Here is a 24,200-nt window from a genome sequence, read left to right on the forward strand (position 1 = left end):
GTGAGGCTGCCCCTGGTCGTCACCCTGATCGCCCTCACCCTCGTCGCGCCCGCGCCGACCGCGACCGCCGCGGACCGAGCCGGTGGCTGCGACCCGCTCGGCGGCGGTTCCGAGTGCCTGCTGCCCTTCCCCAGCGACTGGCACACCCGGCCCGACCCGACCACGCCCACCGGGCGGCGGCTCGCGTTCACCCGGGACGTGCTGCCGCGCAACGCCCTGGGCAGCGCGGTGGACCCGACCGCGTGGAACCGGGCGGACGGCTTCTCCCCCGGCTCCGCGCTGATCGCCCACGTGCCGGGCCTCGACCCGGTGGCGAGCGGCATGGCCCCGGTCACCGACATCGGCCGCTCGCTCGACGCGGGCTCGCCCGTCGTGCTGCTGGACGCGGCGACCGGCGAGCGGTGGCCGCACTGGGCGGAGATCGACTCCAACGACCCGCAGCGCCGGGCGCTGCTGGTCCACCCCGCCCGCAACTTCCGCGACGGGCACCGGTACGTCGTGGCGCTGCGCGACCTGCGGGACGCCGCCGGCGACCCGGTCCCGCCGAACGCCGCGTACGCGAAGGTCGCCGGAGCGCCCCTGCCCGACCACGACCCGCTGAGCGCGCGGCAGCGGCAGCTCCGCCCTTCCTTGGGAACGCTCGCCGCGCACGGCGTTGACCCGCTCTCCCTGCACCTGGCGTGGGACTTCACGGTCGCGAGCACGCACAGCCTCACCCGCGACCTGTTCACCATGCGCGACGACGCCCTGCGCTCCCTGGGTTCGCGGGCGCCGGCGTCGACCGTCACCGGGGTCACCGACTTCACCCCCGAGCAGGACGCCCGCATCGCCCGCGAGGTCACCGGCCGGGTCACCGTGCCGAGCTACCTGACCCTGCCCGGCGGCCTGCCCGGCTCGGTCCTCCGGCGCCGCGCGGACGGCACACCGCGCCGCTCGCTGTTCGGCCCGGTCGAGGCGCAGTTCCGCTGCGAGGTGCCGCGATCGGCGTTCACCGAACCGTCGTGGCCCGCCCTGTACGGCCACGGGCTGCTGGGTTCGCGCTCCGAGGTGGGCGCGGGCAACGTGAAGGCGATGGCCGCCGAGCACGGGTTCACCTTCTGCGCCACCGACTGGATCGGCATGGCGCAGGACGACATCCCGGTCGTGCTGGCCGCGCTCGCCGACGTCACCCTGTTCGCCGCGATCCCGGAGCGCTCGCAGCAGGGCATGGTCAACGCCCTGTTCCTGGGCCGGGCGCTCGCGCACCCGCAGGGCCTCGTCGCGCACCGGGCGTTCCGCACCGACGACGACCGCCCGCTCGTCGACACCACCCGCCCGCTGGTCTTCGACGGCAACAGCCAGGGCGGCATCCTGGGCGGCGCGCTGGTCGCGGCCTCACCGGACATCGGCGCCGCGGTCCTCGGCGTCACCGGCATGAACTACGGCCTGCTGCTCAACCGCAGCAGCGACTTCGCGCCGTTCCACCAGGTGCTGGACCTGTCCTACCCGGACCGGTTGCGCCAGCAGGTGGTCATCCAGCTGTTGCAGCTGCTGTGGGACCGGGGCGAGACCAACGGCTACGCCAACGGGCTCCGCGACCGCCGCGTGCTGATGCACATCGCGTTCGGCGACCACCAGGTCGCGAACGTCGCGGCGGACGTGCAGGCGCGCACGATCGGCGCCCGCCTCGCCTCGCCCGCCCTGGCGCCAGGCCGCGGCCCGGACCGCGTGCCGCACTGGGGGATCGAGCCGGCGCGGCTGCCGCACGCCGGCTCGGCGATGGTGGTGTGGGACAGCGGAACGCCCGCCCCGCCGACCACGAACACCCCGCCGACCGAACCGGAACACGGGCGCGACCCGCACTCCGACCCGCGCTCGTCGGTCGACGCGCGCCGGCAGAAGGCCGCTTTCCTGACCGGTGGGGTGGTGGTCGACGTGTGCGGTGGAGCGCCTTGCACGGCGTTGCCGGTGGGATGATCGGGAACTGCTCCCGGCGGGTCGTCGCGCGGAACGGCCTGCCGGGGTGGGTGCGGGCGGTGGACGGCGGTGGCCCGTGCGGCGGTGAGCCGGCAGGCCGTGCGGCGGTGAGCCGGCAGGCCGTGCGGCGGCGAGCCGGCAGGCCGTGCGGCGGCGAGCCGGCGCGGCGACGCACGTTCCCCGTTCCCTCTCTCAGGGCATCCATCAGCCCGATCAGCCCAACGACGCGGCCCGGCGCGGCACTGGCGGTGAGTGGGCCGATCCCGTTCGAGTGCATGTCCTTCTCGCGCCCGGAACCGATGATCTCCTGTGGCACAGTGGCCTTGATCGAGGCCCAGGTCACGAGCACGGGGGGACACCATGCCGGATCTCATCGAACGAGTACGCGCCCTCGTCCCCCTGCTCCGGTCCAACGCCGAGCGCTGCACCGCGAACCGCCGCGTCCCCCGCGAGAACCTGGACGCGCTGCGCGAGGCGGGCCTGTTCCGCATGTCCCTGCCGCGTCACCGGGGCGGCCTGGAGTGCGACGTGCGCACGAAGTTCTCGGTGCTCGCCGAGGTCAGCCGGGGCTGCGGCTCCACCGCCTGGGTCTCGACCATCTACCTGGACTCCGCCTTCCTGCTCTCCAAGTTCCCCGACGAGGTGCAGGATGAGGTCTTCGCCGACCCCGAGGCCTTCCACTGCGCCACCCTGGCCGTGCCGGGGCGGGCGGTGGCGGTGGACGGCGGGTACCTCGTGTCCGGTCGCTGGCCGTTCAACAGCGGTTGCCTGGACGCCTCCTACCTGCTCCACCCGGCCGTCGTCGAGGGTGGCGAGCTCGCGCACTTCATCATCCCCGCGCGCGAGGTGACCATCGAGGACGACTGGCACGTCAGCGGCATGGAGGGCACCGGCAGCAACACGACGTCCGCCCGGGACGTCTTCGTGCCGCACCGGCACGTGGTCGGGGCGGCGCGACTGCTCGACCAGGAGCACCGCAGCGAGCGCAACGCGGCCTCGCCCTTCTTCCGCCACCCGCCGTTCGCCTACCTGGTCACCAGCGCCGCCGCGGCCTTCATCGGCATGGCGGAGGCGGCGTACGAGTTCTACCTGGAGCGCCTGCCCCGCCGCGGGCCGATCGCCTACTCGGGCAACGTGCTCCACCGCGACGCCGCGATCACCCACCACCAGGTGGCCGAATCCCGGATGAAGATCGACTCCGCCCGCCTGCTGGCCGAGCAGGCCGCCGACCTGCTCGACGAGCGCGTCGCCACGGGCACGGGGTGCGACCGCGACGACCGGGCCAGGGTGTGGGGTCAGGTGGCCTACGCGACGAGGCTCTGCGTCGAGGCGGTCGAAACGCTGCGGCTGGGTTCGGGGGCGTCGGGCATCACCACGACGCTGCCCATCCACCGGATCGCCAGGGACGTCCAGGCGCTGGCGACGCACGCGGTCCTGATCCCCACCACCGGCATCGAGCACTACGGCCGCGCGCTGTGCGGCGTCGAGCCGAGCACGCCGCTGCTGCTGTAGCCGCTGCTGCTCCAGCCCGGGGAGGTCCCGCCGGCCCGGCCTCAGCGGGTCCGGGTCGCCGCCGCGATCAGGGTGATCAGCTGGCGGCGGAAGTGGTCGTAGTCCTCCACCGCGCCGAGCAGCGACTCGGACTCCTGCTCCTCGCGGCGGGCGACGGCCAGCACGTCCCGGCCCGCCGGGGTGATCTCGACCAGCGTGCGGCGGCGGTCGCGGGTGTCGGGGCAGCGGGTGACGTGCCCGGAGCGGTCCAGGCGGTCGATGGTGCGGCTCATCGTCTGGTCGGTCACCCGGCACAGCGCCGCCAGCTCGCGCTGGGCGAGCGGGCCGTCGGCCAGGTGGTGCAGCACGATCAGGCCCGCGTGCGTGAGGCCCAGCTCGTTCAGCACCTCGTCGAACCGGCTCTCCACGACCCGCGCGGCCACCGACAGCAGTCGCCCGGTCGGCCAGGAGCCCACGTCGGCGCGCACCTGGTCCGGCTGGTGCGACACCTCCCGCTCGTCCCCTCGGCCCATCCGGCCATCTTCGCAGAGCCGCCCCGGGCGGGTGTTCCGGAGGCGGATCGTTCAGCTTGCTGAGCGTTTGCCATGATGTTCAGCATGCTGAACGTTGTGCGGGGCCGCGGTCGACCACTGGTGTGGGGGCTGGTCGGCAGCTTCGCCCTCACCGGCCTGGTGTGGCTGCTCGGGCAGCGGCTGCACGGGGTCGCCCTGCTGCCCGACCAGGGCGCGTCCTGGTACTACTGGAAGCTGCCCGAGCCCACGTTCTGGACGCGCGCGTCGGCGTGGGCCGGGTACGTGGCGCACCAGGTCGTGTCCTGGGGCCTCATCCACTACGCGCAGACGCGGGTCCGCCGCTACACCACCGGCCTGCACCGGGTGAACGTCGTCGCGCTCGCCGCCAACGGCGGGTTCATCGCCCTGCACGCCCTCCAGACCCAGGTGTTCTACGACGGCATCGCCCAGGACGTGTCGATCTTCAGCTCGCAGGGTTCCGTCGTGCTGCTGCTGGTGGCCGTGCTGCTGATGGAGAACAAGCGGCGCGGGCTGTTCTTCGGGAGGCCGGCGCCGATCGCGGCCGACGTCGTGGGGTTCGTGCGGCGGTACCACGGCTACCTGTTCAGCTGGGCCGCCGTCTACACGTTCTGGTACCACCCGATGGAATCCACCAGCGGCCACCTCATCGGGTTCTTCTACATGTTCATGATCCTGTTCCAGAGCAGCCTGATGTTCACCACCGCGCACGCGAACCGGTGGTGGACGCTCGGGCTGGAGCTGATGGTGGCCCTGCACGGCACGCTGGTCGCGGTGATGAACTCGGGTCCGGACGGGATCTGGCCCATGTTCCTGTTCGGTTTCGTCGGCATCTTCGTGATCACCCAGATGCACGGCGTGGGCCTGGGTGCGGCGACGCGGTGGTGGGTCGCCGGTGCGATCGGCGTGGCGGCCCTGGGCGTCTACGCGTGGCGCGGGTACGACCGGATCGACGAGGTCGTGCGCATCCCGGCCATCGAGTACCTGCTGGTGGCCGTGCTCGCGCTGCTGGTCTGGGCGCCGCTGCGGCTGGCGCGGGCGGCACGCCGGTGACCCGGGACCGGCCCGCACCCCGGTTCCTGCCCGCCCTGGCGTGCCTGGTCGCGCCGGTGTGGCTGGTGGCGGCGAACCGGTCGGCGCTGGTGGCGGCGAGCGCGGCGGCGCTGCGGGAGCTGGTCCGGGGTGAGCCGGGCGGGGATCACCCGATCGGGGTTTCGCCCGGAGCGGAACAGCGGCCCCGGCAGCCCGGCCAGGGGCCAGGATGACGGGTATGGCGGACATCCTCCCCTTCCACCGGAAGCACGTCGCCGCGCCGGAGCGCGAGCCGGACCCGCTGTGGCGCGAGGCGCTGGGCCGGAGCCTGCGGACGGCCAGGGAGGAGCGGGGCAGCCGCCTCGTCGACGTCGCGGAGCGGGCCGGCATCTCGCCGCAGTACCTGTCGGAGATCGAGCGCGGCCGCAAGGAGCCCTCCAGCGAGATGATCGCCGCCGTCACCGGCGCGCTCGGCGTCGACCTGGCCGACCTGCTCATCGGCATCGCGAGCCGCGTCCGACAGGGCCGCGGCGCGGGTCCCGCGGTCGGCCGCAGGCCCTCGGGCCCCGTGCTCATGGCCGCCTGAGGACACCCGGGCGCACGGACCCGGGCGGGGCGCGGGCCCTGCGCCCCACGGCCCACGCCTCCGCGCACCGCGCCCCACGACCGCCAGGCACCCGCCCCGGTCCCCCGGGCCCCGCGCTCCCGCGCCCCCAGGCCCCGCGCCGCCGAACCCACGCCCCCAGCCCCACGCCGCCAAACTCGCGCCCCCAGCCCCACGCCGCCGGACTCGCGCCCCCAGCCCCACGCCGCCGGACTCGCGCCCCCAGCCCCACGCCGCCGGACTCGCGCCCCCGGGGCCCGGGCCCCGGGCCCCGGGCCCCGGGCCCGCCCTCAAGCCCGGCGGTCGAGGACGTGGTCCGCCAGTCCGTAGGCCACCGCGCCCGCCGCGTCGAACACGCGGTCCCGGTCGGTGTCGTGCCGCAGCTGCGCGACGTCGCGGCCGGTGTGCGCCGAGAGGATCTCCTCCAGCTGGGTGCGCACCCGCACGACCTCGTCGGCCTGGAGGATGAGGTCGGGGATGGTGCCGCGGCCCTGCGCCGCGGGCTGGTGCAGCACCACCCTGGTGTGGGGCAGCACGAAGCGCCGCCCGGCCTCGCCCGCGGCCAGCAGCACCGCGCCGGCCGCCACCGCCTGGCCGACGCACGTCGTCGTCACCGGCGCCTTGATGTAGCGCATGGTGTCGTACAGCGCGAGCATCGCGGACGGGTCGCCGCCCTCGCTGTTGATGTAGAGGCTGATCTCCCGGTCCGGGCTGTCCGCCTCCAGGTGCAGCAGCTGGGCGATCAGCGCGTTGGCCACGCCGGAGTCGATCGCGGTGCCGAGGTAGACGATCCTCTCCGACAGCAGGTGCGAGTAGACGTCCATGATCCGCTCGCCGTTGGTGCTGCGGGTGATCACGTTGGGGATGGTGTACGTGCTCATGCGCGAGCCCTCGCCTTCGGGCCGAGGCCCAGTTCGTGCGTGCGCACGGGCACGACCTGGCCGAGGCCGGTGACGACGTGGTCGATGAAGCCGTAGTCGAGCGCCTGCTCGGCGGTGAACCAGCGGTCGTGCAGGGAGTCGGCGAAGATCCGGTCGACCGGTTGGCCGGTGTCCTCCGCGATGAGCTTGAGCACGGTGTCCCGGGTGTGCCGCAGGTCGTCCGCCTGCACCTGCACCTCGACCGCCGACCCGCCGATGCCCGCCGAGCCCTGGTGCATCAGGATTCGGGCGTGGGGCAGGGCGAAGCGCTTGCCCGGCGTGCCCGCCGACAGCAGGAACTGCCCCGCGCTGCACGCCAACCCCAGCGCCAGCGTCGACACGTCGCACGGCACGAGCCGCATCACGTCGCGGATGGCCAGCATCGCGGGCACCGAGCCGCCCGGCGAGTGGATCCACAGCGCGATGTCCCGGTGGGGGTCCTCGCCCGCGAGGGACAGCATCTGGGTGGCGAGCACCGTCCCGTTGTCGTCGTCGAGCCCGCCGTCGAGGACCAGCACCCGCTGGCCGAGGAACCGTTCTCGCAGCCGGTGGTCGAACAGGGACTGCCTCTCGTTGTTCGTCATGCCCCGACCATGCCGACGACCCCGCGCCGGGCGCAGCCCGCGCTGCTGTGGGCAGATCAGCCCTCAGCAGGCCGGGCGGCTGCGGCCGTCGCCGCCGGGCCGGGTGGGCGACCGGGGTGGGGTCGGTTGCGCCGACCCCACCGGACCGGGTCAGAGCAGGTAGATCGAAGCGCAGCTGAAGATGTCGTTGGCGTTGACGATCCTCTCGGGCGGGAAGGTCGTCCTCGTGCTCAAGTCGCTGATCTCGAAGTGCGGCAGGACCACCAGGGACGGACCCGAGCAGGGGATGTACCAGCGCTCGTAGAGGGAGACCTGGTAGTCCGTGTTGTTGATCAGCGAGCTGATCGAGTTGTCGATCGTGCCCCCGGTGTCGTAAGAGCGCAGCGCGAAGCGGTCGTGGCCGATCGTGTAGGCGGGGTAGACGTGGCGGCCCCCGGTGTAGTTGGCGTGCTTGTAGACGCAGATGCTGTTCGCCGGGCACAGCGGGTTGTCCGCCGAAGCCGCCGGCGCGAAGCCGGTGAGCGCCGCTCCCGCCAGGGCGACCGCCGCGAGCAGGGTCTTCAACGAACGCGCTTTCACCATGGTGCCGCTCCAGGTCGGGGGGATCATGTGGACCAGCCGAGGTTAATGACGTTCATTCGCCTTTCGGTTGACCCGTCGGTGTGACGGGCGCACGACCGCCGCCGGCATTCCTTTCCCCTATCGGCGCCATGCGCTTCCCGGAAGGGACGCCACCCTCACCGCCGCCCGGCCGCCACCCGTTCCAGCTCCGGCACGACCTCGTGCGGCGTGGGCGCCGACTGCGCCTGCTCCCGCGCCTTCTCCGCACCCGCGGCGAACGACGGCTCCTCCAGCAGCCGCAGCAACTGCGCGCGCAGCTCCGCCGCGGTGAGCCGGTCGGGGTCCAGCACGAGGCACGCGCCCTGCTCGGCCAGCAGGTCGGCCAGCCCCGACTTGTCCCACAGGTTGCCCGGGAGCACCAGTTGCGGCACGCCGTGGGCCACGGCGTTGCCCATCGTGCCCGCGCCGCCGTGGTGGACGACCGCGGCGCAGGTGGGCAGCAGCGCGTCCAGGGGCACGAAGTCGTGCAGCCGGACGTTGTCGGGCCTCGCCGTCGGGGAGTGGAGCTGCCGGGCGGTCAACGTCGCCACCACCTCGACGTCCAGGTCCGCGACCGCCTCGAACAGGTGCTCGGCGGAGAACCGCTCCACGCCCCACAGGTCGCGCCGGGACAGGCCGAGGGTGACGCAGACCCGGCGCCGGGTCGGCGGCTCGGCCAGCCACGCCGGCACCACCGACCGGCCGTTGTAGGGCACGTGGCGCACCGGCAGGTAGTCCACGCCGGTCGGGAACCGCGTCCACGGCGGCAGCGGGTCGACGGTGCGCTGCCCGAGGACCAGCTCCTCGTCGAAGGCGAGGCCGAACCGCGCCAGCTTGGCGGACAGCCACTCCGCCACCGGGTCGGTCCCGCCGCCCAGCTCGGCGAAGCGGGCGCGCACCCGCGCGACGTGGTCGAGCCCGAACAGCACGCGGACCTGCGCCGCGCCGCTCGCGCGGGCGGCGATCGGGCCCAGGTAGGTCAACGCGTCCCAGACGACCAGGTCCGGCTGCCAGCTCCGGGCGAACCCGACCACGTCGTCGAGCGCGGTGTCGTGGGCCAACGGCTCCAGGCCCATCGAGCACCAGGTGGCGAGCACGCCCCGGGTGTAGTCCAGGTCCAGCACCTCCTCCCTCGTCTCGGTGATGTCGAACCGGGAGTCGAACAGGTTCTGCTCCTCGGGCCGCTGCCGCGCCCGGCGGCTCAGCTCCGCCAGGTCCAGCGCGTTCCCGACCGGGACGGCGGGCAGGCCGGCCTGGACGATCGCGTCGGTGAGGTCCGGCTGGGCCGCGACCCGGACGTCATGCCCCGCCGCGCGCAGCGCCCATGCCACCGGCACCAGGTTGTACAGGTGCGCGTTGGCCGCCAAGGTCGTGAACAGCACCTTCATCGAACTCTCCCAACCATCCCTCGATCGCGGACGCGGTGTCACCCGCCTGCTCCCGCACCATCGTGAAGTGATCACCGGGCACGTCGCGCACCACCGGCCAGCCCGGTCGCAGCCCCGCCGAGCCCTCGGGTCGCACGAACAGCACCGGCGCGGTGATCGCCGGCGGCCGGTGCCCGTCGAGCAGCCGCAGGTACTTGCCCATCGCCGACAACCGGGCCCCGGTGAACGGGCCGAACAGCGGTTCCCGCGCCAGCAGCTCGTGCAGCAGCCCGTCGAGGAGCCCTTCGGCGCCGGTGAGGTGCGTGTCGAGCAGCACGACCCCGGCGGCCGGTGCCGCCCGCCGCTCCAGCGCCGCCGCGGTCGCCAGGGCGAGCAGCCCGCCCCACGAGTAGCCCACCAGCACCTGGCCGCCCGGGTCGCCCTGGCGCAGGGCCACCTCGGTGAGCACGTCGCCCAGGACCTCCGGCGACGCCGGGAGCGGCTCGTGCTCGGCGAAACCGGGCGGTGGCACGGCGTGCGCGTCGCGGACCCCGTGCCAGTGCCGGGCCAGGCGGGCGTACTGCTGGACACCGCCCATCACCATCGGGGACGGGAAGCACAGCAGGCCGAGCCGCCCCGGTCCGGCGGCCAGCCGCACCGCCTCCGGCGGCCGGGGCAGCTCCGCGGCCGAGGCGAACACGGGTCGCAGGCCGCCGGCCGCCTTGAGCAGCTCCATCCCCTCGGGCACCCGCCCGTCGGCCACGGCCCGGCGGAACAGCTCGCTCAGCGCGTCCGCCGCCTCGGGCCCGCGCAGGTCGAGCTCGTCGAGCAGGAGGCGGGCGAGCCCGGCCGGGGTGCGCCGGTCGAACACCGCGCTGACCGGCAGCCGCAGGCCGGTGGCCGCGTTGAGGCCGTTGCGCAGCTCCACCGCGGTCAGCGAGTCGAAGCCGACCTGGAGGAAGGGGCGCTCCGGGTCCACCGCCGCGGGGTCGGCGTGGCCGAGCGCCGCGGCGGCCTGACCGCGCACCAGCTCGACCAGCGCCTCCTCCCGGTCGGGGGCCGCCATCGCGGCCAACCGCCGCCGCAGCCCGTCCACGTCGGACCGCGCCGCCCGGCTCGCCTTGCGGCGGACCCGCGCCCGCGCCGCCGGCCGGGCCGGGACCACCGCCGGCAGCCCGGTGGCCAGCGCGGCGTCGAACAGCGCCAGCCCTTCCGCCGCGGACAGGCCGGTGACCCCGTCCCGGGCCAGCCGCGCGGTGTCCGCGGTGGCGGTCATGCCGCTGCGATCCGCCCACAGGCCCCAGGCCATCGACACCGCGGTGAGCCCCTGAGCCTGCCGGTGCGCCGCGAGGGCGTCGAGGTAGGCGTTGGCCGCCGCGTAGCCGCCCTGGCCCGCGGAGCCGAGGACGCCCGCGGAGGAGGAGAACAGCACGAACGCGGCCAGGTCCAGGTGGCGGGTGAGCTCGTGCAGGTGCCACGCCGCGCCGGCCTTCGGCCGCCACACCGCGTCCAGCCGCTCCGGGGTCAGCGATTCGACCACGCCGTCGTCGAGCACCCCGGCCGCGTGCACGACCGCGGTCAGCGGGCGGTCGGCGGGGATGCGGTCGAGCAGCCGCGCCAGCTCGTCCCGGTCGCCGACGTCGCAGACGACCACCTCCACGTCCGCGCCGTCGATCGGGTCGAGCGGCGGGTGGTCGGCGCGGCGCGCGGTCAGCAGCAGGTGCCGCACGCCGTGCGCGGTCGCCAGGTGCCGCGCGACCAGGCGGCCGAGGGTGCCGGTGCCGCCGGTGACCAGCACGGTGCCGTCCGGGTCGAGCGGCGGCGTCGTGGTCAGCACGATCTTGCCCACGTGCCGGGCCTGCGCCATGAACCGGAACGCCTCCCCGGCCCGGCGCAGGTCCCACCGACTGGTGGGCAGCTGCCGCAGCCGGCCGCCGGCGAACAGCTCCAGCACCTCCGCCAGCATCCGCTCGATCAGCTCCGGCCCGGCTTCGTCCAGGTCGAACGCCCGGTAGGTGATGTCCGGGAAGTCGGTCGGGTCGCGCAGGTCGGTCTTGCCCATCTCCAGGAACCGGCCGCCGGGGCGCAGCAGCCACAGCGAGGCGTCGGTGAACTCCTTCGCCAGCGAGTTCAGCACGACGTCGACGGGGCCGAACCGGGTGGCGAAGCCCAGGTCCCGGGACGAGGCGATGCGCTCGTCCGGCAGTCCCAGCGCGCGCAGGGCGTCCCACTTGCCCTCGCTCGCCGTGGCGTGCACCTCCGCGCCCAGGTGCTGGGCCACCAGCACCGCGGCCATGCCCACGCCGCCGGCCGCGGCGTGCACCAGCACCGACTGCCCAGGTCCGACGGGGGCCAGCTCGGTCAGCGCGTAGTAGGCGGTGAGGAAGGCGACCGGGGTGGCGGCGGCCTGGACGTGCGTCCACCCGGGCGGGATCCGCGCCAGCAACTGCTCCCCGGTGACCGCGACCGGGCCGAACGCGCCGGCGAACAGGCCCGTCACCGGGTCGCCCGGCGCGAAGCGGGTCACCCCCGCCCCGACCTCGACGACCAGGCCCGCGGCCTCCGCGCCGATCGCCCGCTCGCCCTCGGGCACCACGCCCAGCGCGACCAGGACGTCCCGGAAGTTCACCCCGGCCGCCCGGACCGCGACCCGGACCTCGTGCGCGGCCAACGGCCGGTCGGCCTCGGGCGCGGCGGCGAACGCCAGGTCCTCCAGGGCGCCCGCGCCGCGGTGCAGCCGCCAGGAGCCGGTGGGCGGCGGGTCGTCGACGTGCCGGGTCAACCGGGGCGCCAGCAGGTCGCCGCCGCGGACCGCGAGCTGCGCCTCACCGCCGCCGAGGGCCGCGGCGACCGCGTGCGCGGGCAGGTCGCCGTCCAGGTCCACCAACCCGAACCGGTCCGGGTGCTCCGCCTGCGCGGACCGGACCAGGCCCCAGACCGGGGCCCGGGCCAGGTCGGTCACGTCCTCGCCGGGCCGGGTCGACACCGCGCCCCTGGTGACGAGCACCAGCCGCGCGCCGGTGTCCCGGGCCAACCAGTCCCGCAGCAGCCCGAGCGCGTCGGCGGTGTCGGCGAAGTCCTCGGTGAACACCACCTCGGCCGCGGGGCCCCCGGCCCGCGCGGGGACCCAGTCGAGCCGGTGCAGCACGTCCGGCCGCACGACCGCGGGGGCTCGGAACGACAGGGACTCCACCGAGGCGACCGGCGCGCCGGTGGTGTCGGCCAGCTCCACCGCGAAGGCGTCGGGGCCCGCGGGTGTCAGCCGCACCCGCAGCGCCGACGCGCCGGAGGCGTGCAGGGACACCCCGGACCACTCGAACGGCAGGGACGTGCCGCCGGCGGCGTGGCCCAGCACGTGCAGGGCGGCGTCCAGGGCCGCCGGGTGCAGGCCGTACCGGTCGGCGTCCCGGACCACCGCGGGCAGGCGCACCTCGGCGAACAGCTCGTCGCCGCGCCGCCAGGCCGCGGTCACGCCGCGGAACGCGGCGCCGTAGGCCAGGCCGGCCCCGGCCAGCCGCGCGTAGACCTCGTCCGGGTCCAGCGCGACCGCGCCGGCCGGCGGCCAGTGGGCCAGGTCGAAGGCCGGCGGCCGGTCCGGCCGCACCACGCCGGTGGCGTGCCGCGTCCAGGGGTCCGCGTCGGACCGCCGGGCGTGCACGGTCACCGGCCGCGCCCCGGACTCGTCCGGCGCGCCCGCGGCGACCTGCACCAGCACCCCGTCCTGGGCGGGCAGGACCAGGGGCGCGGTCAGGGTCAGCCCGTCGAGCGCGCCGCAGCCCAGCTGGTCGCCCACGTGCCGGGCCAGCTCGACGAAACCCGTGCCGGGGAACAGGACCTCGCCGGACACCACGTGGTCGGCCAGCCAGGGCTGGGTGCCCGGCGACAGCAGGCCGGCGCACACCAGGCCGTCCGAGTCCGCCAGCGGCACGGCCGCGCCGAGCAGGGGGTGGTCCGCGCCGCTCAGGCCCGCCGACCGCACGTCGGCCGACCGGGCGCCGTCCGGCCAGTACCGCTCGCGCTGGAAGGCGTAGGTGGGCAGGTCGACCGACCGCGCCCCGGCGGGGAAGGACCACTCCACGTCGACCCCGTGCACGTGCGCCTCGGCCAGCGAGGTCAGGAACCGCCTCAGGTCGCCCTCGTCGCGGCGCAGCGACCCGATCGCGACCCCACCGAGGTCCTCGACGTTCGCGGTGAGCACCGGGTGCGGGCCGCACTCGACGAACACCGCGTGGCCGGCGTCGAGCGCGGACCGGACGGCGCCCTCGAAGTCGACCGGCTCACGGGCGTTGCGGAACCAGTACCCCGCGTCCATGGTCGCGGTGTCGAGGAGCGTCCCGGTGACCGTCGAGTACAGGGGTGTCGACCCGGCCCGCGGGGACACGTCCGCCAGGTCGGCCGGCAGGCGGTCCCGGAGGCGCTCCACCTGCGGCGAGTGGGACGCGATCGTGTCCGGCACGACCCGGGTCCGCACGTCAGCGGCGGCGCACTCCTCAGCGAACTCCGACAGCGCGGCCAGGTCGCCCGCCACGGTCGAGGACCCGGGCCCGTTGCGCCCGGCCACCGACAGCCGGCCGTCCCACCGGTCCAGCAGGGGCGCGACCCGGTCGGCCGACAGGGCCACCGCGAGCACGGCCCCCTCCCCCGCCAGGGTCTCCGCGAACAGCCTGCTGCGCGTCACCACGACCTTCGCCGCGTCGGCCAGGGACAGCGCGCCCGCGACGCAGGCCGCCGCGACCTCGCCCTGCGAGTGGCCGATCACCGCGGCGGGCCGCACGCCGTGGGCCTGCCAGAGGCGCGCCAGGGACACCATGACCGCGAACAGGGCGGGCTGCACCACGTCGACCCGGTCCAGCGGCCGGCCCTCGCGCAGCACGGCGAGCACGTCCACGTCGGACACGGCCCGGATGGCGGCCGAGCACTCCGCCAGCCGCTCGGCGAACACCGGCGAGGACTCCAGCAGCCCGGTCGCCATCGACATCCACTGCGCCCCCTGCCCGGGGAACACGAAGACCACCCCCGGCTCCGGCGCGGCCACGCCCGTCACCGCGCCCAGGTGCGCCAGCAGCTCGTCCCGGCTCGCGCCGACCGCCACCGCCCGGTGCGCCATCGCCGACCGGCCGGCCGCCAGGCTGAACCCGATGTCGGCGGGCGAGAGGTCGGGCCTGGCCAGCACGTGCGCCCGCAGCCGCTCCACCTGGGCTTCGAGCGCCGGCGCGCTGTGGGCGGAGACCACCCACGGCACCAGGGCCCCCTCCGGATCCCGCTCGTCGGCCTCCTCGGCGGGCGCCTGCTCCAGCACGAGGTGGGCGTTGGTGCCGCTGATCCCGAACGAGGACACCGCGGCCCGCCTGGGCCTGCCGTCGACCCGCCACTCCTCGGCCTCGACGAGCAGCCGCAGGTCGGCCACCTCCGGCAGCGGGGTGTCGACGTGCAGGGTCCTGGGCAGCACGCCGTTGCGGAGCGCCTGGACGACCTTGATGACGCCGGCGACGCCCGCCGCCGCCTGGGCGTGCCCGATGTTGGACTTGACCGTGCCGACGCGGACCGGCCCGTAGACCGCCGACAGCGCCCGCGCCTCGATCTGGTCGCCGAGCCGGGTGCCGGTGCCGTGCGCCTCCACCACGTCCACTTCGGACGGTTCGACGCCCGCGTTCGCCAGCGCCTGCCGGATCACCCGCTGCTGCGCCGGGCCGCTCGGCGCGGTCAGCCCGTTGGACGCCCCGTCCTGGTTGACCGCCGAGCCGCGCACCACCGCCAGCACGCGGTGGCCGTTGCGGCGGGCGTCGGAGAGGCGTTCGAGCAGCACCAGGCCGAGCCCGTCGGCCACGCCGAAGCCGTCGGCGCCCGCCGAGAACGCCTTGCAGCGCCCGTCCGCCGAGAGCGCGCCCTGCTTGCCGAACTCGGTGAAGACGTCCGGGGTGGCCGAGACGGTGACGCCGCCCGCGACGGCCAGCGAGCACTCGCCCTGGCGCAGCGCCTGGCACGCCAGGTGGATCGCCACGAGCGACGACGAGCAGGCCGTGTCGACGGTCATCGCCGGGCCCTCCAGCCCGAAGGTGTAGGCGGGCCTGCCCGAGGCGACGCTGTTCATGGTGCCGGTGACCAGGTGGCCCTCCACCGCGTCGCGGGCGTCGCCCAGGGTCTGGGCGTAGCCGTTGTGGATGGCGCCGACGTAGACGCCGACCGGTTCGCCGCGCAGCGACGCGGGCACGATCCCGGCCCGCTCGAACACCTCCCACGTCCCCTCCAGCAGCAGCCGCTGCTGCGGGTCCATGGCCAGGGCCTCCCTCGGCGAGATGCCGAAGAAGCCCGCGTCGAAGTCGGCGGCGTCGTACCGGAACCCTCCGCCGCTCGGGCCCAGGTCCCCGGTGTCCCAGCCGCGGTCGGTCGGGAAGCCCGCGATGGCGTCGCCGCCCGCCGCGACCAGGTCCCACAGGTCCTCGGGCGAGTCGACCCCGCCGGGCAGCCGGCAGCTCATCGCCACCACGGCGATCGGCTCGTCGGCGTGCGCCGCCCGCGGGACCGGCGCCACCTCCTCCGGCGCGCCCCCGGACGCCGCGCCGAGCAGTTCCCGGTGCAGCAGGGCGGCCAGCGCCTCGGGCGTCGGGTGGTCGAACACCAGCGTGGACGGCAGCCGGAGGCCGGTGGCGGCCCCCAGCCGGTTGCGCAGCTCGACCGAGGTGAGCGAGTCGAACCCCAGGTCCCGGAACGCCCGGCCGCGGTCGACCTCGGCCGTCGAGCCGAAGCCCAGCACCGTCGCCACGTGGCCGCGCACCAGGTCGAGCAGCGCGGGTTCCGACAGGTCCGCCGGCGTCGCGGCGGCGTCCTCGACCGCGCGCCGGGTCCGGCCGCGCGCCAGGCGGCGCAGCAGCGGCGCGTCCGAGCGCAACGCGGCCAGGTCGAACCGGACCGGCGCCAGCACCGCCTCGCCCGCGCCGAGCGCGGCGTCGAACAGCGCCAGCCCCTCCTCGTCGGACAGGGCCGCGATGCCGGACCCGACCACGCGCGCCCGGTCCCGCTCGTCCAGCCTGCCCGCCATGCCGCCGGAGCTGCCCCAGTACCCCCACGCCAGCGAGACGGCGGGCAGGCCGCGTGCCCGGCGGTGCTGGGCGAGGGCGTCGAGGAACGCGTTGGCCGCCGCGTAGTTGGCCTGGCCCGGCCCGCCGAGCACGCCCGCCGCCGACGAGAACAGCACGAACGCCGAGAGGTCGCCGGTCAGCTCGTGCAGGTGCCAGGCGGCGTCCAGCTTGGGCCGCAGCACCTCGTCGAGCCGGTCGGGCGTCAACGCGGCCACGGTCGCGTCGGCGAGCACACCGGCCGCGTGCACCACCGCGGTCAGCGGGCGGGGCAGCGCGGCCAGCAGGTCCGCGACGGCCGCGCGGTCGGCGAGGTCGCAGGCCACCGCGGTGACCTCCGCGCCGAGGGCCTCCAGCTCCGCGCACAGCTCGGGCGCACCGCCCCGGCGGCTCGCCAGGACCAGGTGCCGCACGCCGTGCCGGGTCACCAGGTGCCGGGCGAGCAGGCCGCCCAGCGCGCCCGTGCCGCCGGTGACCAGCACCGCGCCGTCCGGGTCGAGCGGCTCGGGGAAGGTCAGCACGACCTTGCCGACGTGGCGGGCCTGCGCGAGGAACCGGAACGCCTGCTCGGCCTGGTCCACGGGCCACGTGGTCACCGGCGGCAGGCTGAGCGCGCCCCGCCCGAACAGGTCGACGACCTCGTGGAGCATCTCGCCGAGCCGGTCGGCGCCCGCCTCGAACAGGTCGAACGCGCGGTAGAGCAGCCCGGGGTGGTCGTCGGGGTCGCGGACGTCCGTCTTGCCCATCTCCAGGAACCGGCCGCCGGGTCCCACCAGCCGCAGCGACGCGTCGACGAACTCGCGGGCCAGCGAGTTCAGCACGACGTCGACGCGGGGGAACTTCTCCGCGAATTCCAGGTCCCGCGACGAGGCGAAGTGGTCGTCGTCCAGGCCGGACGCCTCCTGCTTGCCCGCGCTCGCGGTGCCGAACACCTCGCCGCCGAGGTGCCGGACCAGCTGCACCGCGGCCGTGCCGACGCCGCCCGCCGCCGCGTGCACGAGGACCCGCTCCCCCGGCCGCACGTCGGCGAGGTCGCGCAACCCGTAGTAGGCGGTCAGGAACACCACCGGCACCGCGGCGGCCTGCGCCGCGGTCCACCCGGCCGGGATCGGCGCCAGCAGCCGCTGGTCGATCACGGCGAGCGGCCCGAACGCGTGGCGGAACAGGCCGAACACCCGGTCGCCCGGCCGGAAGCGGGTCACGCCCGGACCGACCTCGCGCACCACCCCGGCGCCCTCGCCGCCCAGCGCGACCTCCCCCGGGTACACGTCGAGCGCCATCAGCACGTCGCGGAAGTTCAGGCCCGCGGCCAGCACCCCGACCCGCACCTCGCCGGGGCCGAGCGGCCGCTCGGCCTCCGGGGCGGGGACGCGGGTCAGGCTCTCCAGGGTCCCCTTCGCGGCCACGTCCAGCCGCCACGCGCCCGCCGCGAACCGGGTGAGCCTGGGCGCGTGCCCGATCCCGGCGCGGACCGCCAACTGGGGCTCGCCGGAGCCGAGCAGCTCCGGCAGGACCCGCGTGGACTCCGGGTCGTCGTCCACGTCCACCAGCAGGAACCGGCCCGGGTGCTCGTTCTGCGCGGACCTCAGCAGGCCCCACACCGGCGCGCCCGCCAGGTCCGGCACGTCCTCGTCCCCGACGGCCAGGGCGCCCCCGGTGACGAGCGCCAACCGCTCCGGCCGCTCCTCGGCTAGCCACCGCCGCACCTGGTCCAGCGCCCACCGGGCCGCCTGCCTGCCGCCCTCGGGCAGCGCGGGGCCGGCGTCGCGGGTCATCAGCACGACGTCGGTCGCCGGCGGTCCCGGCGGCACGGTGACCCACTCGACCCGGAACAGGCTGTCCCGCCGGGGGTCCACCGAGGCGGGCCGCAGCGCCAGCGACCCGATCGACGCCACCGGCAGCCCGGTGGCGTCGGTGATCCGGAGCGACACGGCGTCGGGTCCCGCCGGGGTGATCCGGACCCGGAGCGCCGACGCGCCGGTGGCGCGCAGGGTCACGTCCTGCCAGGCGAACGGGAGCCGCGCGAGACCGGTGTCACCCAGCGGGCCCAACCCGGTGGCGTGCAGCGCCGCGTCGAGCAGCGCCGGGAGGTGGGCGTCCCGGGGCGGCAGCGAGACCTCGGCGAACACCTCGTCGTCGCGCCGCCAGGCCGCCCGCAGACCGCGGAACGCGGGCCCGTAGCGGAGCCCGGCGAGCGCGAGCCGCTCGTAGTGCTCGTCCACGTCGAGGGCGACCGCGCCGGCCGGGGGCCACTCGACCTCCGGGGAGGGGGCGGGCGCTTCGTCGGACAGCGCCCCGGTGGCGTTGTGGACCCACTCGCCTGCCTCGCGGGAGTGGATGTTCAGCGTTCCCCGCCCGTCCAGCCGCAACTGCACCTCGACCTCGCCGGTGGCGGGCAGCACCACGGGCGCGTGCATAACGAGTTCGGCCACCCGGCCGCGGCCGGCCCGGTCGCAGGCCCGAGCCGCCAGCTCCAGCAGCGCCGTGCCCGGCACGAGCACCGACCCGAGCACGTCGTGGTCGGCCAGCCACGGGTGCGTCCGCAGCGACAGCTTCCTGGTCAGCAGCAGGCCGTCGCCCCCGGCGAGGTCGACCGCGACCACGTCCTCGGTGTCGGGCGGCGCGTCGAGCCAGTACCGCTTCCGCTGGAACGCGTAGGTGGGCAGGTCCACCACGCGCGCCCCGGCGCCCGCGAAGAACCCGTCCCAGTCGACCGGGACGCCGCGCACGTGCAGCCGGGCCACGGCGGTGACGAGCGAGCGCGGTTCGGGGTGGTCCCGGCGCAGGGCCGGGACGAAGGCGGTGGCCGGGGTGGCGCCGGGGTCTCCCGCGCAGTCCTCGCCCATGGCCGACAGCACCCCGTCGGGGCCGAGTTCCAGGAAGGACCGGGCGCCCAGGTCGAGCAGGGCCCGCACGCCGTCGGCGAACCGCACCGGCTCGCGGACCTGGCGCACCCAGAACCCCGGGTCGGCGACGTCGCCGGACAGCACGCGGAGTTCCGGCTCCCGGAAGGTCAGGCGCTCGACGACGCGGCGGAACTCCCCGAGCATCGGCTCCATGCGCGCCGAGTGGAACGCGTGGCTCACCCGCAGCCGCTTCCCGCCACCGAAGCGCCCGGCCAGCGCCGGCACGGCGTCCTCGTCGCCGGACAGCACGACCGAGGACGGGCCGTTGACCGCGGCGAGGTCGACGCCCGGACCCAGCAGCGGCCGGACCTCCTCCTCCGTGGCCCGGACCGCCACCATCGCCCCGCCCTCCGGCAACTCCTGCATGAGGCGGCCCCGCGCGGACACCAGCGCGCAGGCGTCGGCCAGCGACAGCGCGCCCGCGACGTGCGCCGCGGCGACGTCGCCGATCGAGTGCCCCAGCACCGCGTCCGGGCGCAGCCCCCAGGACTCGACCAGCCGGAACAGGGAGACCTGGAGCGCGAACAGGGCGGGCTGGGCGTGCCCGGTCCGCGCCAGCGACGCGGCGTCGGTCCGGAGCGCGAGGCGGGCGTCGATCTCGTCCCACGCGCGGGCGAACACGGGGTAGGTCGCGTGCAGCTCCCGGCCCATCCCCTCCCGCTGCGAACCCTGCCCGGAGAACAGGAACGCGACGGGACCGGGTTCCGCTGCCGTGGCGCCCTCGACCCGGCCGAGGGCGTCGACCAACCCGGACAGGTCGTCCGCGACCACGAAGGCCCGCTCGCCGAGCGCCGCGCGGCTCGCGAGGGTGCGGCCCACGTCCAGCAGGTCGGTGTCGGGGGCGGTGAAGGCGGTGGTGAAAACGGAGGCCGTGGCGGCGGAGGCAGGGTCCGTGGCGGCGGCCGGGTCCGTCGCGGCGGAGGTGGCGCCGGCCGTGTCCGTGGCGGCGGCCGGGTCCGTCGCGGTCAGGTGGGCCGCGAGCCGTTCCGCCTGGGCCCGCAGCGCCTCGGCGCTGTGCGCCGACAACAGGCAGGGCACCGGCCCGGCGGCGGGCGCCCGGTCGGGTTCCTCCACGGGTGGGGCCTGTTCCAGCACCGCGTGCGCGTTGGTGCCGCTGGCGCCGAAGGACGACACCGCGGCCCGCCGGACCGGGCTGCGCCACGGGCGCTGCGCGGTCAGCAGCTCGACCGCGCCCAGCGACCAGTCGACCTGCGGCGACGGCCGGTCGACGTGCAGGCTCGCGGGCATCACGCCGTGGCTCATCGCCAGCACCGCCTTGACCACGCCGGCCACCCCGGCGGCGGCCTGGGTGTGCCCGATGTTGGACTTGACCGTGCCCAGCCACAGCGGTTCGGCGCGGTCCTGCCCGTAGGTCGCGAGCAGGGCGTGCGCCTCGACGGGGTCGCCCAGGGTGGTGCCGGTCCCGTGCGCCTCGACCAGGTCGACGTCGGCGGGCGCGAGCCGCGCGTCGGCCAGGGCCTGCCGGATCACGCGTTGCTGCGCGGGGCCGCTGGGCGCGGTCAGGCGGCTGCTCGCGCCGTCCTGGTTCACCGCGGTGCCCCGCACCAGGCCGAGCACCCGGTGGCCGTTGCGCCGGGCGTCCGCCAGCCGTTCGAGCACCAGCACGCCGACGCCCTCGGAGAAGCCGGTGCCGTCCGCGGCGGCGGCGAACGCCTTGCACCTGCCGTCCGGGGCCAGCCCGCCCTGCCTGCTGAAGTCGAGGTAGGTGACCGGCGTGGACATCACCGTCACCCCGCCGGCCAGGGCGAGCGAGGACTCGCCGCGCCGGAGCGACTGGCACGCCAGGTGCAGCGCCACCAGCGACGACGAGCACGCGGTGTCCACCGTGACCGCCGGGCCCTCCAGTCCGAAGGTGTACGACACCCTGCCGGACACGACGCTGGGCGCGCTGCCGAGGCTGAGCTGGCCCTCGAACCCGGCGGGCACGCGGTGCAGCCTGGTCGCGTAGTCCTGGTACATCACGCCGTTGAACACGCCGGTCCGGCTGCCGCGCAGCGAGAGCGGGTCGATGCCGGCGTGCTCGAACGCCTCCCAGGTGGTCTCCAGCACCAGCCGCTGCTGCGGGTCCATCGCCAGCGCCTCCCGCGGCGACACGCCGAACAGGCCCGGGTCGAACAGGGCGGCGTCGTGCAGGAACCCGCCGTGGCGCGTGTGGCTCGTGCCGGGGCGGTCGGAGCCGGGGTCGTGCAGGGCGTCCACGTCCCAGCCCCGGTCGGCGGGGAACTCCGAGATGGCGTCCACGCCACCGGAGACCAGCCGCCACAGGTCGGCCGGGCCGGTCACCCCGCCGGGCAACCGGCAGCCCATGCCCACGATCGCGATCGGCTCGCTCCCCGCCGACTGGGCCTCGCGCAGCCGCTCACGGGTCTGCTGGAGGTCGGCGACGACCCGCTTGAGGTAGTCGCGCAGCTTCTGCTCGTTGTCCACGGCCGGCTCCTCAGAGAATGCCCAGGTCGTTGTCCACCAGCTGGAACAGCTCGTCGTCGGTCGCCGCGTCGAGCCGCGCCGCGTCGAGCCGCACGGCGGCGGGCGGCGCGGGGTGCGGGTCGCCGCCGAGCTCCACCAGGAGCGACCGCAGGCGGTCCGCCACCGCGAGCCGCGCGTTCCCGGCCAGTTCCCGCACCCTGGCCTCCACCCGGTCCAGCTCGTCGGTCGGCGACCCCGTCCCGCCCAGCAGCTCGCCGCGCAGGCGTTCGGCCAGCGCCACCGGGGTCGGGTGGTCGAACAGCAGCGTGGAGGGCAGCCGGACACCGGTCGCGGTCGCCAGCCTGTTGCGCAGCTCGACCGCGGTGAGCGAGTCGAAGCCCGCGTCCAGGAACCCGCGGGTGGTCTCGACCGTGTCCGGCCCGGGGTGACCGAGCACCGCGGCGGCGTGCTCCCGCACCAGGCCGAGCACCACGCGGCGCTGGTCGGCCTCGGGCAGCGCGGCCAGCCGGACGCCGAGCCCCGCCTCCACCCGGACCGGCGCCCTGGCGACCACCAGTCCCCGCAGCAGCGCGGGCACCTCCTCGACCCCGGTCACGTCCAGCCGGACCGGCACCAGCACCGGCTCGTCGGCGGCGCACGCGGCGTCGAACAGCGCGAGCCCCTGCGCCCGGGACAGCGGTCGCACGCCCCACCTGGCCATCCGCGCCACGTCGGTGTCGCCGAGCCCGCCGGTCAGCCCGCTGCGCTGCTCCCACAGGCCCCACGCGAGCGACACCGCGGGCAGCCCGGCCGCCCTGCGGTGCCGGGCCAGCGCGTCCAGGGCGGCGTTCGCCGCCGCGTAGTTGCCCTGCCCGGGGGTGCCGAACACCCCGGCCGCGGACGAGAACAGCACGAACCGCGACAGGTCCCCGGTCAGCTCGTGCAGGTGCCACGCCGCGTCCACCTTCGGCGCCAGCACGGCGTCGACCTGCTCCGGGGTCAGGGACTCGACGATCCCGTCCGCCACGGCCCCCGCCGCGTGCACCACGCCGCGCAGCGGGAAGCCGGCGGGCACGAGGTCGAGGGCGCGGGCGAGCGCGTCCCGGTCGGACACGTCGCACGCGGCCGCGGTGACCAGCGCGCCGGCGGCCTCCAGGTCCGCCACCAGCTCGGGGTCGTGGCCCCGGCGGCTGACCAGGAGCAGGCTGCGGACGCCGTGCTCGGCCACGAGGTGCCGGGCCACCGCGCCGCCGAGCACCCCCGTGCCGCCGGTGACCAGGACCGTGCCCGAGGGGTCCCAGACCGGGGCCTCGCGCGGTCCGGTCACCCGGGCCAGGCGGGGCACGCGGACGGTTCCACCGCGGACCTCGCACTCCGCCTCGCCCGCCGCCAGCACACCCAGGACCGCGTCCACCGGCAGGTCCGCGTCGTGCAGGTCGACCAGGGCGAACCGGTCCGGGTTCTCCGAGCGGGCCGACCGCACCAGGCCGCACACCGCGGCCCGGGCGGGGTCCGGGCCACCGGCCACGACCACCAGCCGCGAGCGGGCGAACCGGCTGTCGTCCAGCCACCGCCGCAGCACCGCCAGGGCGCCGGTCACGGCGTCCCGCGCGGTCGCCCCGGCGTGCCCGACCGCCAGGAAGACCGTCCCGGGCGCCCCGTCGTGGAGTTCGGCCAGGTCGGTGACCACCGCGTGCGCGCCCTCGGGGTCCCGTGGCGGGACCTCGACCCAGTCGACGCGGAACAGGGAGTCGTGCGCCGCGGACGCGCGCAGCGCCAGCCCGTCGACCCGCGCGACCGGCCGGTCGTCCTGATCGGTCAGCCGTACCGAGAGGACGTCGCCGTGACCCGAGATCCGGACGCGCAGCGCGGTCGGCCCCGGCCGGAACAGCGCCACCCCGCCCCACGAGAACGGCAGCGCGGGCTCGGCCCGGCCGGTGGCCGCGACGTGCAGGGCCGCGTCCAGCAGGGCCGGGTGCAGCCGGAACCGGCGCGCACCCGGGCGGAGCCGTTCGGGCAGCGACACCTCGGCGCACAGGTCACCACCGACCCGGAACGCCGCCGTCACGCCTCGGAACGCGGGCCCGTAGCGGTAGCCGAGCGCGTCCAGCTCCCGGTACAGGCCGGGCACGTCGAGCGGTTCGGCGCCCTCCGGCGGCCACGGCGCGGGCTCGTCCTCGGGCACCCGCTCGGCGGTGAGGACGCCGGACGCGTGCCGGGTCCACGGCTCTCCGCCCGCCGCCCGGGAGTGGACGCGGACCGCGCGGAGGCCGGACCGGTCGGGCGCGTCGACCGCGACCTGCACGGTGGTGGCGTCCCGCACGGTCAGCGGGGCCTCCAGCGTCAGCTCCGCCACCCCCGGGCAGCCGACGTGGTCACCCGCCCACAGCACGAGGTCGAGGAACGCCGTGCCGGGCAGCAGCACCGCGTCACCGACCGCGTGGTCCGCCAGCCAGGGCTCCCGGTCCGGGGAGAGCCGACCGGTGAACACCGTCGTGCCCGAGTCCGCCAGCGTGGTCGCGGTGCTGATGAAGGGGTGGCCGTCCAGGGTCGCGCCGGTGTCGTCGGCGTCGAGCCAGTAGCGCTGCCGCTGGAAGGGGTAGGTGGGCAGGTCGACGAGCCGGCCGCCGTCGAGCAGGGGCGTCCAGTCGACTTCGACGCCGTGGACGTGCGCTTCGGCCAACGA

The 24,200-nt window shown here is 76.1% G+C and carries 12 protein-coding genes; 5 read left to right on the forward strand and 7 right to left on the reverse strand.

The genetic code is table 11. From position 1 onward, the window contains the following. Together ABD223_RS28500 and ABD223_RS28505 are read left to right on the forward strand one after the other, a co-directional pair. The gene (locus ABD223_RS28500) at positions 1-1,956 is read left to right on the forward strand and encodes a hypothetical protein (protein ID WP_344039656.1); all 1,956 of its coding nucleotides are present in this window, start codon (positions 1-3) and stop codon (positions 1,954-1,956) included. Positions 1,957-2,316: 360 nt separating this feature from the next. Continuing rightward, the gene (locus tag ABD223_RS28505; protein WP_344039657.1) at positions 2,317-3,468 is read left to right on the forward strand and encodes an acyl-CoA dehydrogenase family protein; all 1,152 of its coding nucleotides are present in this window, start codon (positions 2,317-2,319) and stop codon (positions 3,466-3,468) included. 41 nt (positions 3,469-3,509) lie between these two features. On the opposite strand, the gene ABD223_RS28510 is transcribed toward ABD223_RS28505, so the two are convergent. Next, the gene (locus ABD223_RS28510) at positions 3,510-3,980 is read right to left on the reverse strand and encodes a MarR family winged helix-turn-helix transcriptional regulator (protein WP_344039658.1); all 471 of its coding nucleotides are present in this window, start codon (positions 3,978-3,980) and stop codon (positions 3,510-3,512) included. A gap of 84 nt (positions 3,981-4,064) precedes the next feature. Here ABD223_RS28510 and ABD223_RS28515 point away from each other — a divergent pair, with 84 nt between their 5' ends. The 3 genes from ABD223_RS28515 to ABD223_RS28525 are packed head-to-tail and all read left to right on the forward strand — an operon-like array spanning position 4,065 to position 5,616. Continuing rightward, positions 4,065-5,051 (forward strand): hypothetical protein, encoded by a 987-nt coding sequence (locus ABD223_RS28515; RefSeq protein ID WP_344039659.1) that lies wholly within the window; start codon positions 4,065-4,067, stop codon positions 5,049-5,051. Next, positions 5,048-5,263: a hypothetical protein gene (locus tag ABD223_RS28520; protein ID WP_344039660.1), complete on the forward strand. Its 216-nt coding sequence runs from the start codon at positions 5,048-5,050 to the stop codon at positions 5,261-5,263. Before ABD223_RS28515 ends, ABD223_RS28520 begins: the two co-directional genes overlap by 4 nt. A gap of 5 nt (positions 5,264-5,268) precedes the next feature. Beyond that, positions 5,269-5,616, forward strand: coding sequence for a helix-turn-helix domain-containing protein (locus ABD223_RS28525; RefSeq protein ID WP_344039661.1), 348 nt, complete (start codon positions 5,269-5,271; stop codon positions 5,614-5,616). A gap of 308 nt (positions 5,617-5,924) precedes the next feature. Here ABD223_RS28525 and ABD223_RS28530 read toward each other — a convergent pair whose 3' ends face one another. The 6 genes from ABD223_RS28530 to ABD223_RS28555 form a co-directional block, all read right to left on the reverse strand. Beyond that, positions 5,925-6,515: a ClpP family protease gene (locus ABD223_RS28530; RefSeq protein ID WP_344039662.1), complete on the reverse strand. Its 591-nt coding sequence runs from the start codon at positions 6,513-6,515 to the stop codon at positions 5,925-5,927. Continuing rightward, entirely contained in the window at positions 6,512-7,138 is a 627-nt protein-coding gene (locus tag ABD223_RS28535) for a ClpP family protease (protein ID WP_344039663.1), read from the reverse strand. The genes ABD223_RS28530 and ABD223_RS28535 overlap by 4 nt, the downstream gene beginning before the upstream one ends. Before the next feature lie 150 nt (positions 7,139-7,288). Beyond that, complete coding sequence (locus tag ABD223_RS28540; protein ID WP_344039664.1) at positions 7,289-7,720, reverse strand: peptidase inhibitor family I36 protein; 432 nt, start codon at positions 7,718-7,720, stop codon at positions 7,289-7,291. 155 nt (positions 7,721-7,875) lie between these two features. Next, a complete protein-coding gene (locus ABD223_RS28545; protein ID WP_344039665.1) occupies positions 7,876-9,126 on the reverse strand; it encodes an activator-dependent family glycosyltransferase in 1,251 nt (416 codons plus the stop codon). Beyond that, positions 9,038-21,535 carry an SDR family NAD(P)-dependent oxidoreductase gene (locus ABD223_RS28550; RefSeq protein ID WP_344039666.1) on the reverse strand — a complete coding sequence of 4,166 codons (12,498 nt, stop codon included), beginning with the start codon at positions 21,533-21,535 and terminating at the stop codon, positions 9,038-9,040. The genes ABD223_RS28545 and ABD223_RS28550 overlap by 89 nt, the downstream gene beginning before the upstream one ends. A 10-nt stretch (positions 21,536-21,545) precedes the next feature. Then, the coding region (locus ABD223_RS28555; RefSeq protein WP_344039667.1) for a type I polyketide synthase at positions 21,546-24,200 on the reverse strand (2,655 nt) is incomplete at its 5' end.

Origin of the sequence: Saccharothrix xinjiangensis, from assembly GCF_039527585.1 — a bacterium.
GTDB lineage: Bacteria > Actinomycetota > Actinomycetes > Mycobacteriales > Pseudonocardiaceae > Actinosynnema > Actinosynnema xinjiangensis.

Bases quoted from the DNA above. Each gene is read 5' to 3' on its own strand.
- ABD223_RS28505 (WP_344039657.1), top strand. From the start codon at position 2,317: ATGCCGGATCTCATCGAACGAGTACGCGCCCTCGTCCCCCTGCTCCGG.
- ABD223_RS28510 (WP_344039658.1), bottom strand. From the start codon at position 3,980: ATGGGCCGAGGGGACGAGCGGGAGGTGTCGCACCAGCCGGACCAGGTG.
- ABD223_RS28515 (WP_344039659.1), top strand. From the start codon at position 4,065: ATGCTGAACGTTGTGCGGGGCCGCGGTCGACCACTGGTGTGGGGGCTG.
- ABD223_RS28525 (WP_344039661.1), top strand. From the start codon at position 5,269: ATGGCGGACATCCTCCCCTTCCACCGGAAGCACGTCGCCGCGCCGGAG.
- ABD223_RS28530 (WP_344039662.1), bottom strand. From the start codon at position 6,515: ATGAGCACGTACACCATCCCCAACGTGATCACCCGCAGCACCAACGGC.
- ABD223_RS28535 (WP_344039663.1), bottom strand. From the start codon at position 7,138: ATGACGAACAACGAGAGGCAGTCCCTGTTCGACCACCGGCTGCGAGAA.
- ABD223_RS28540 (WP_344039664.1), bottom strand. From the start codon at position 7,720: ATGGTGAAAGCGCGTTCGTTGAAGACCCTGCTCGCGGCGGTCGCCCTG.
- ABD223_RS28545 (WP_344039665.1), bottom strand. From the start codon at position 9,126: ATGAAGGTGCTGTTCACGACCTTGGCGGCCAACGCGCACCTGTACAAC.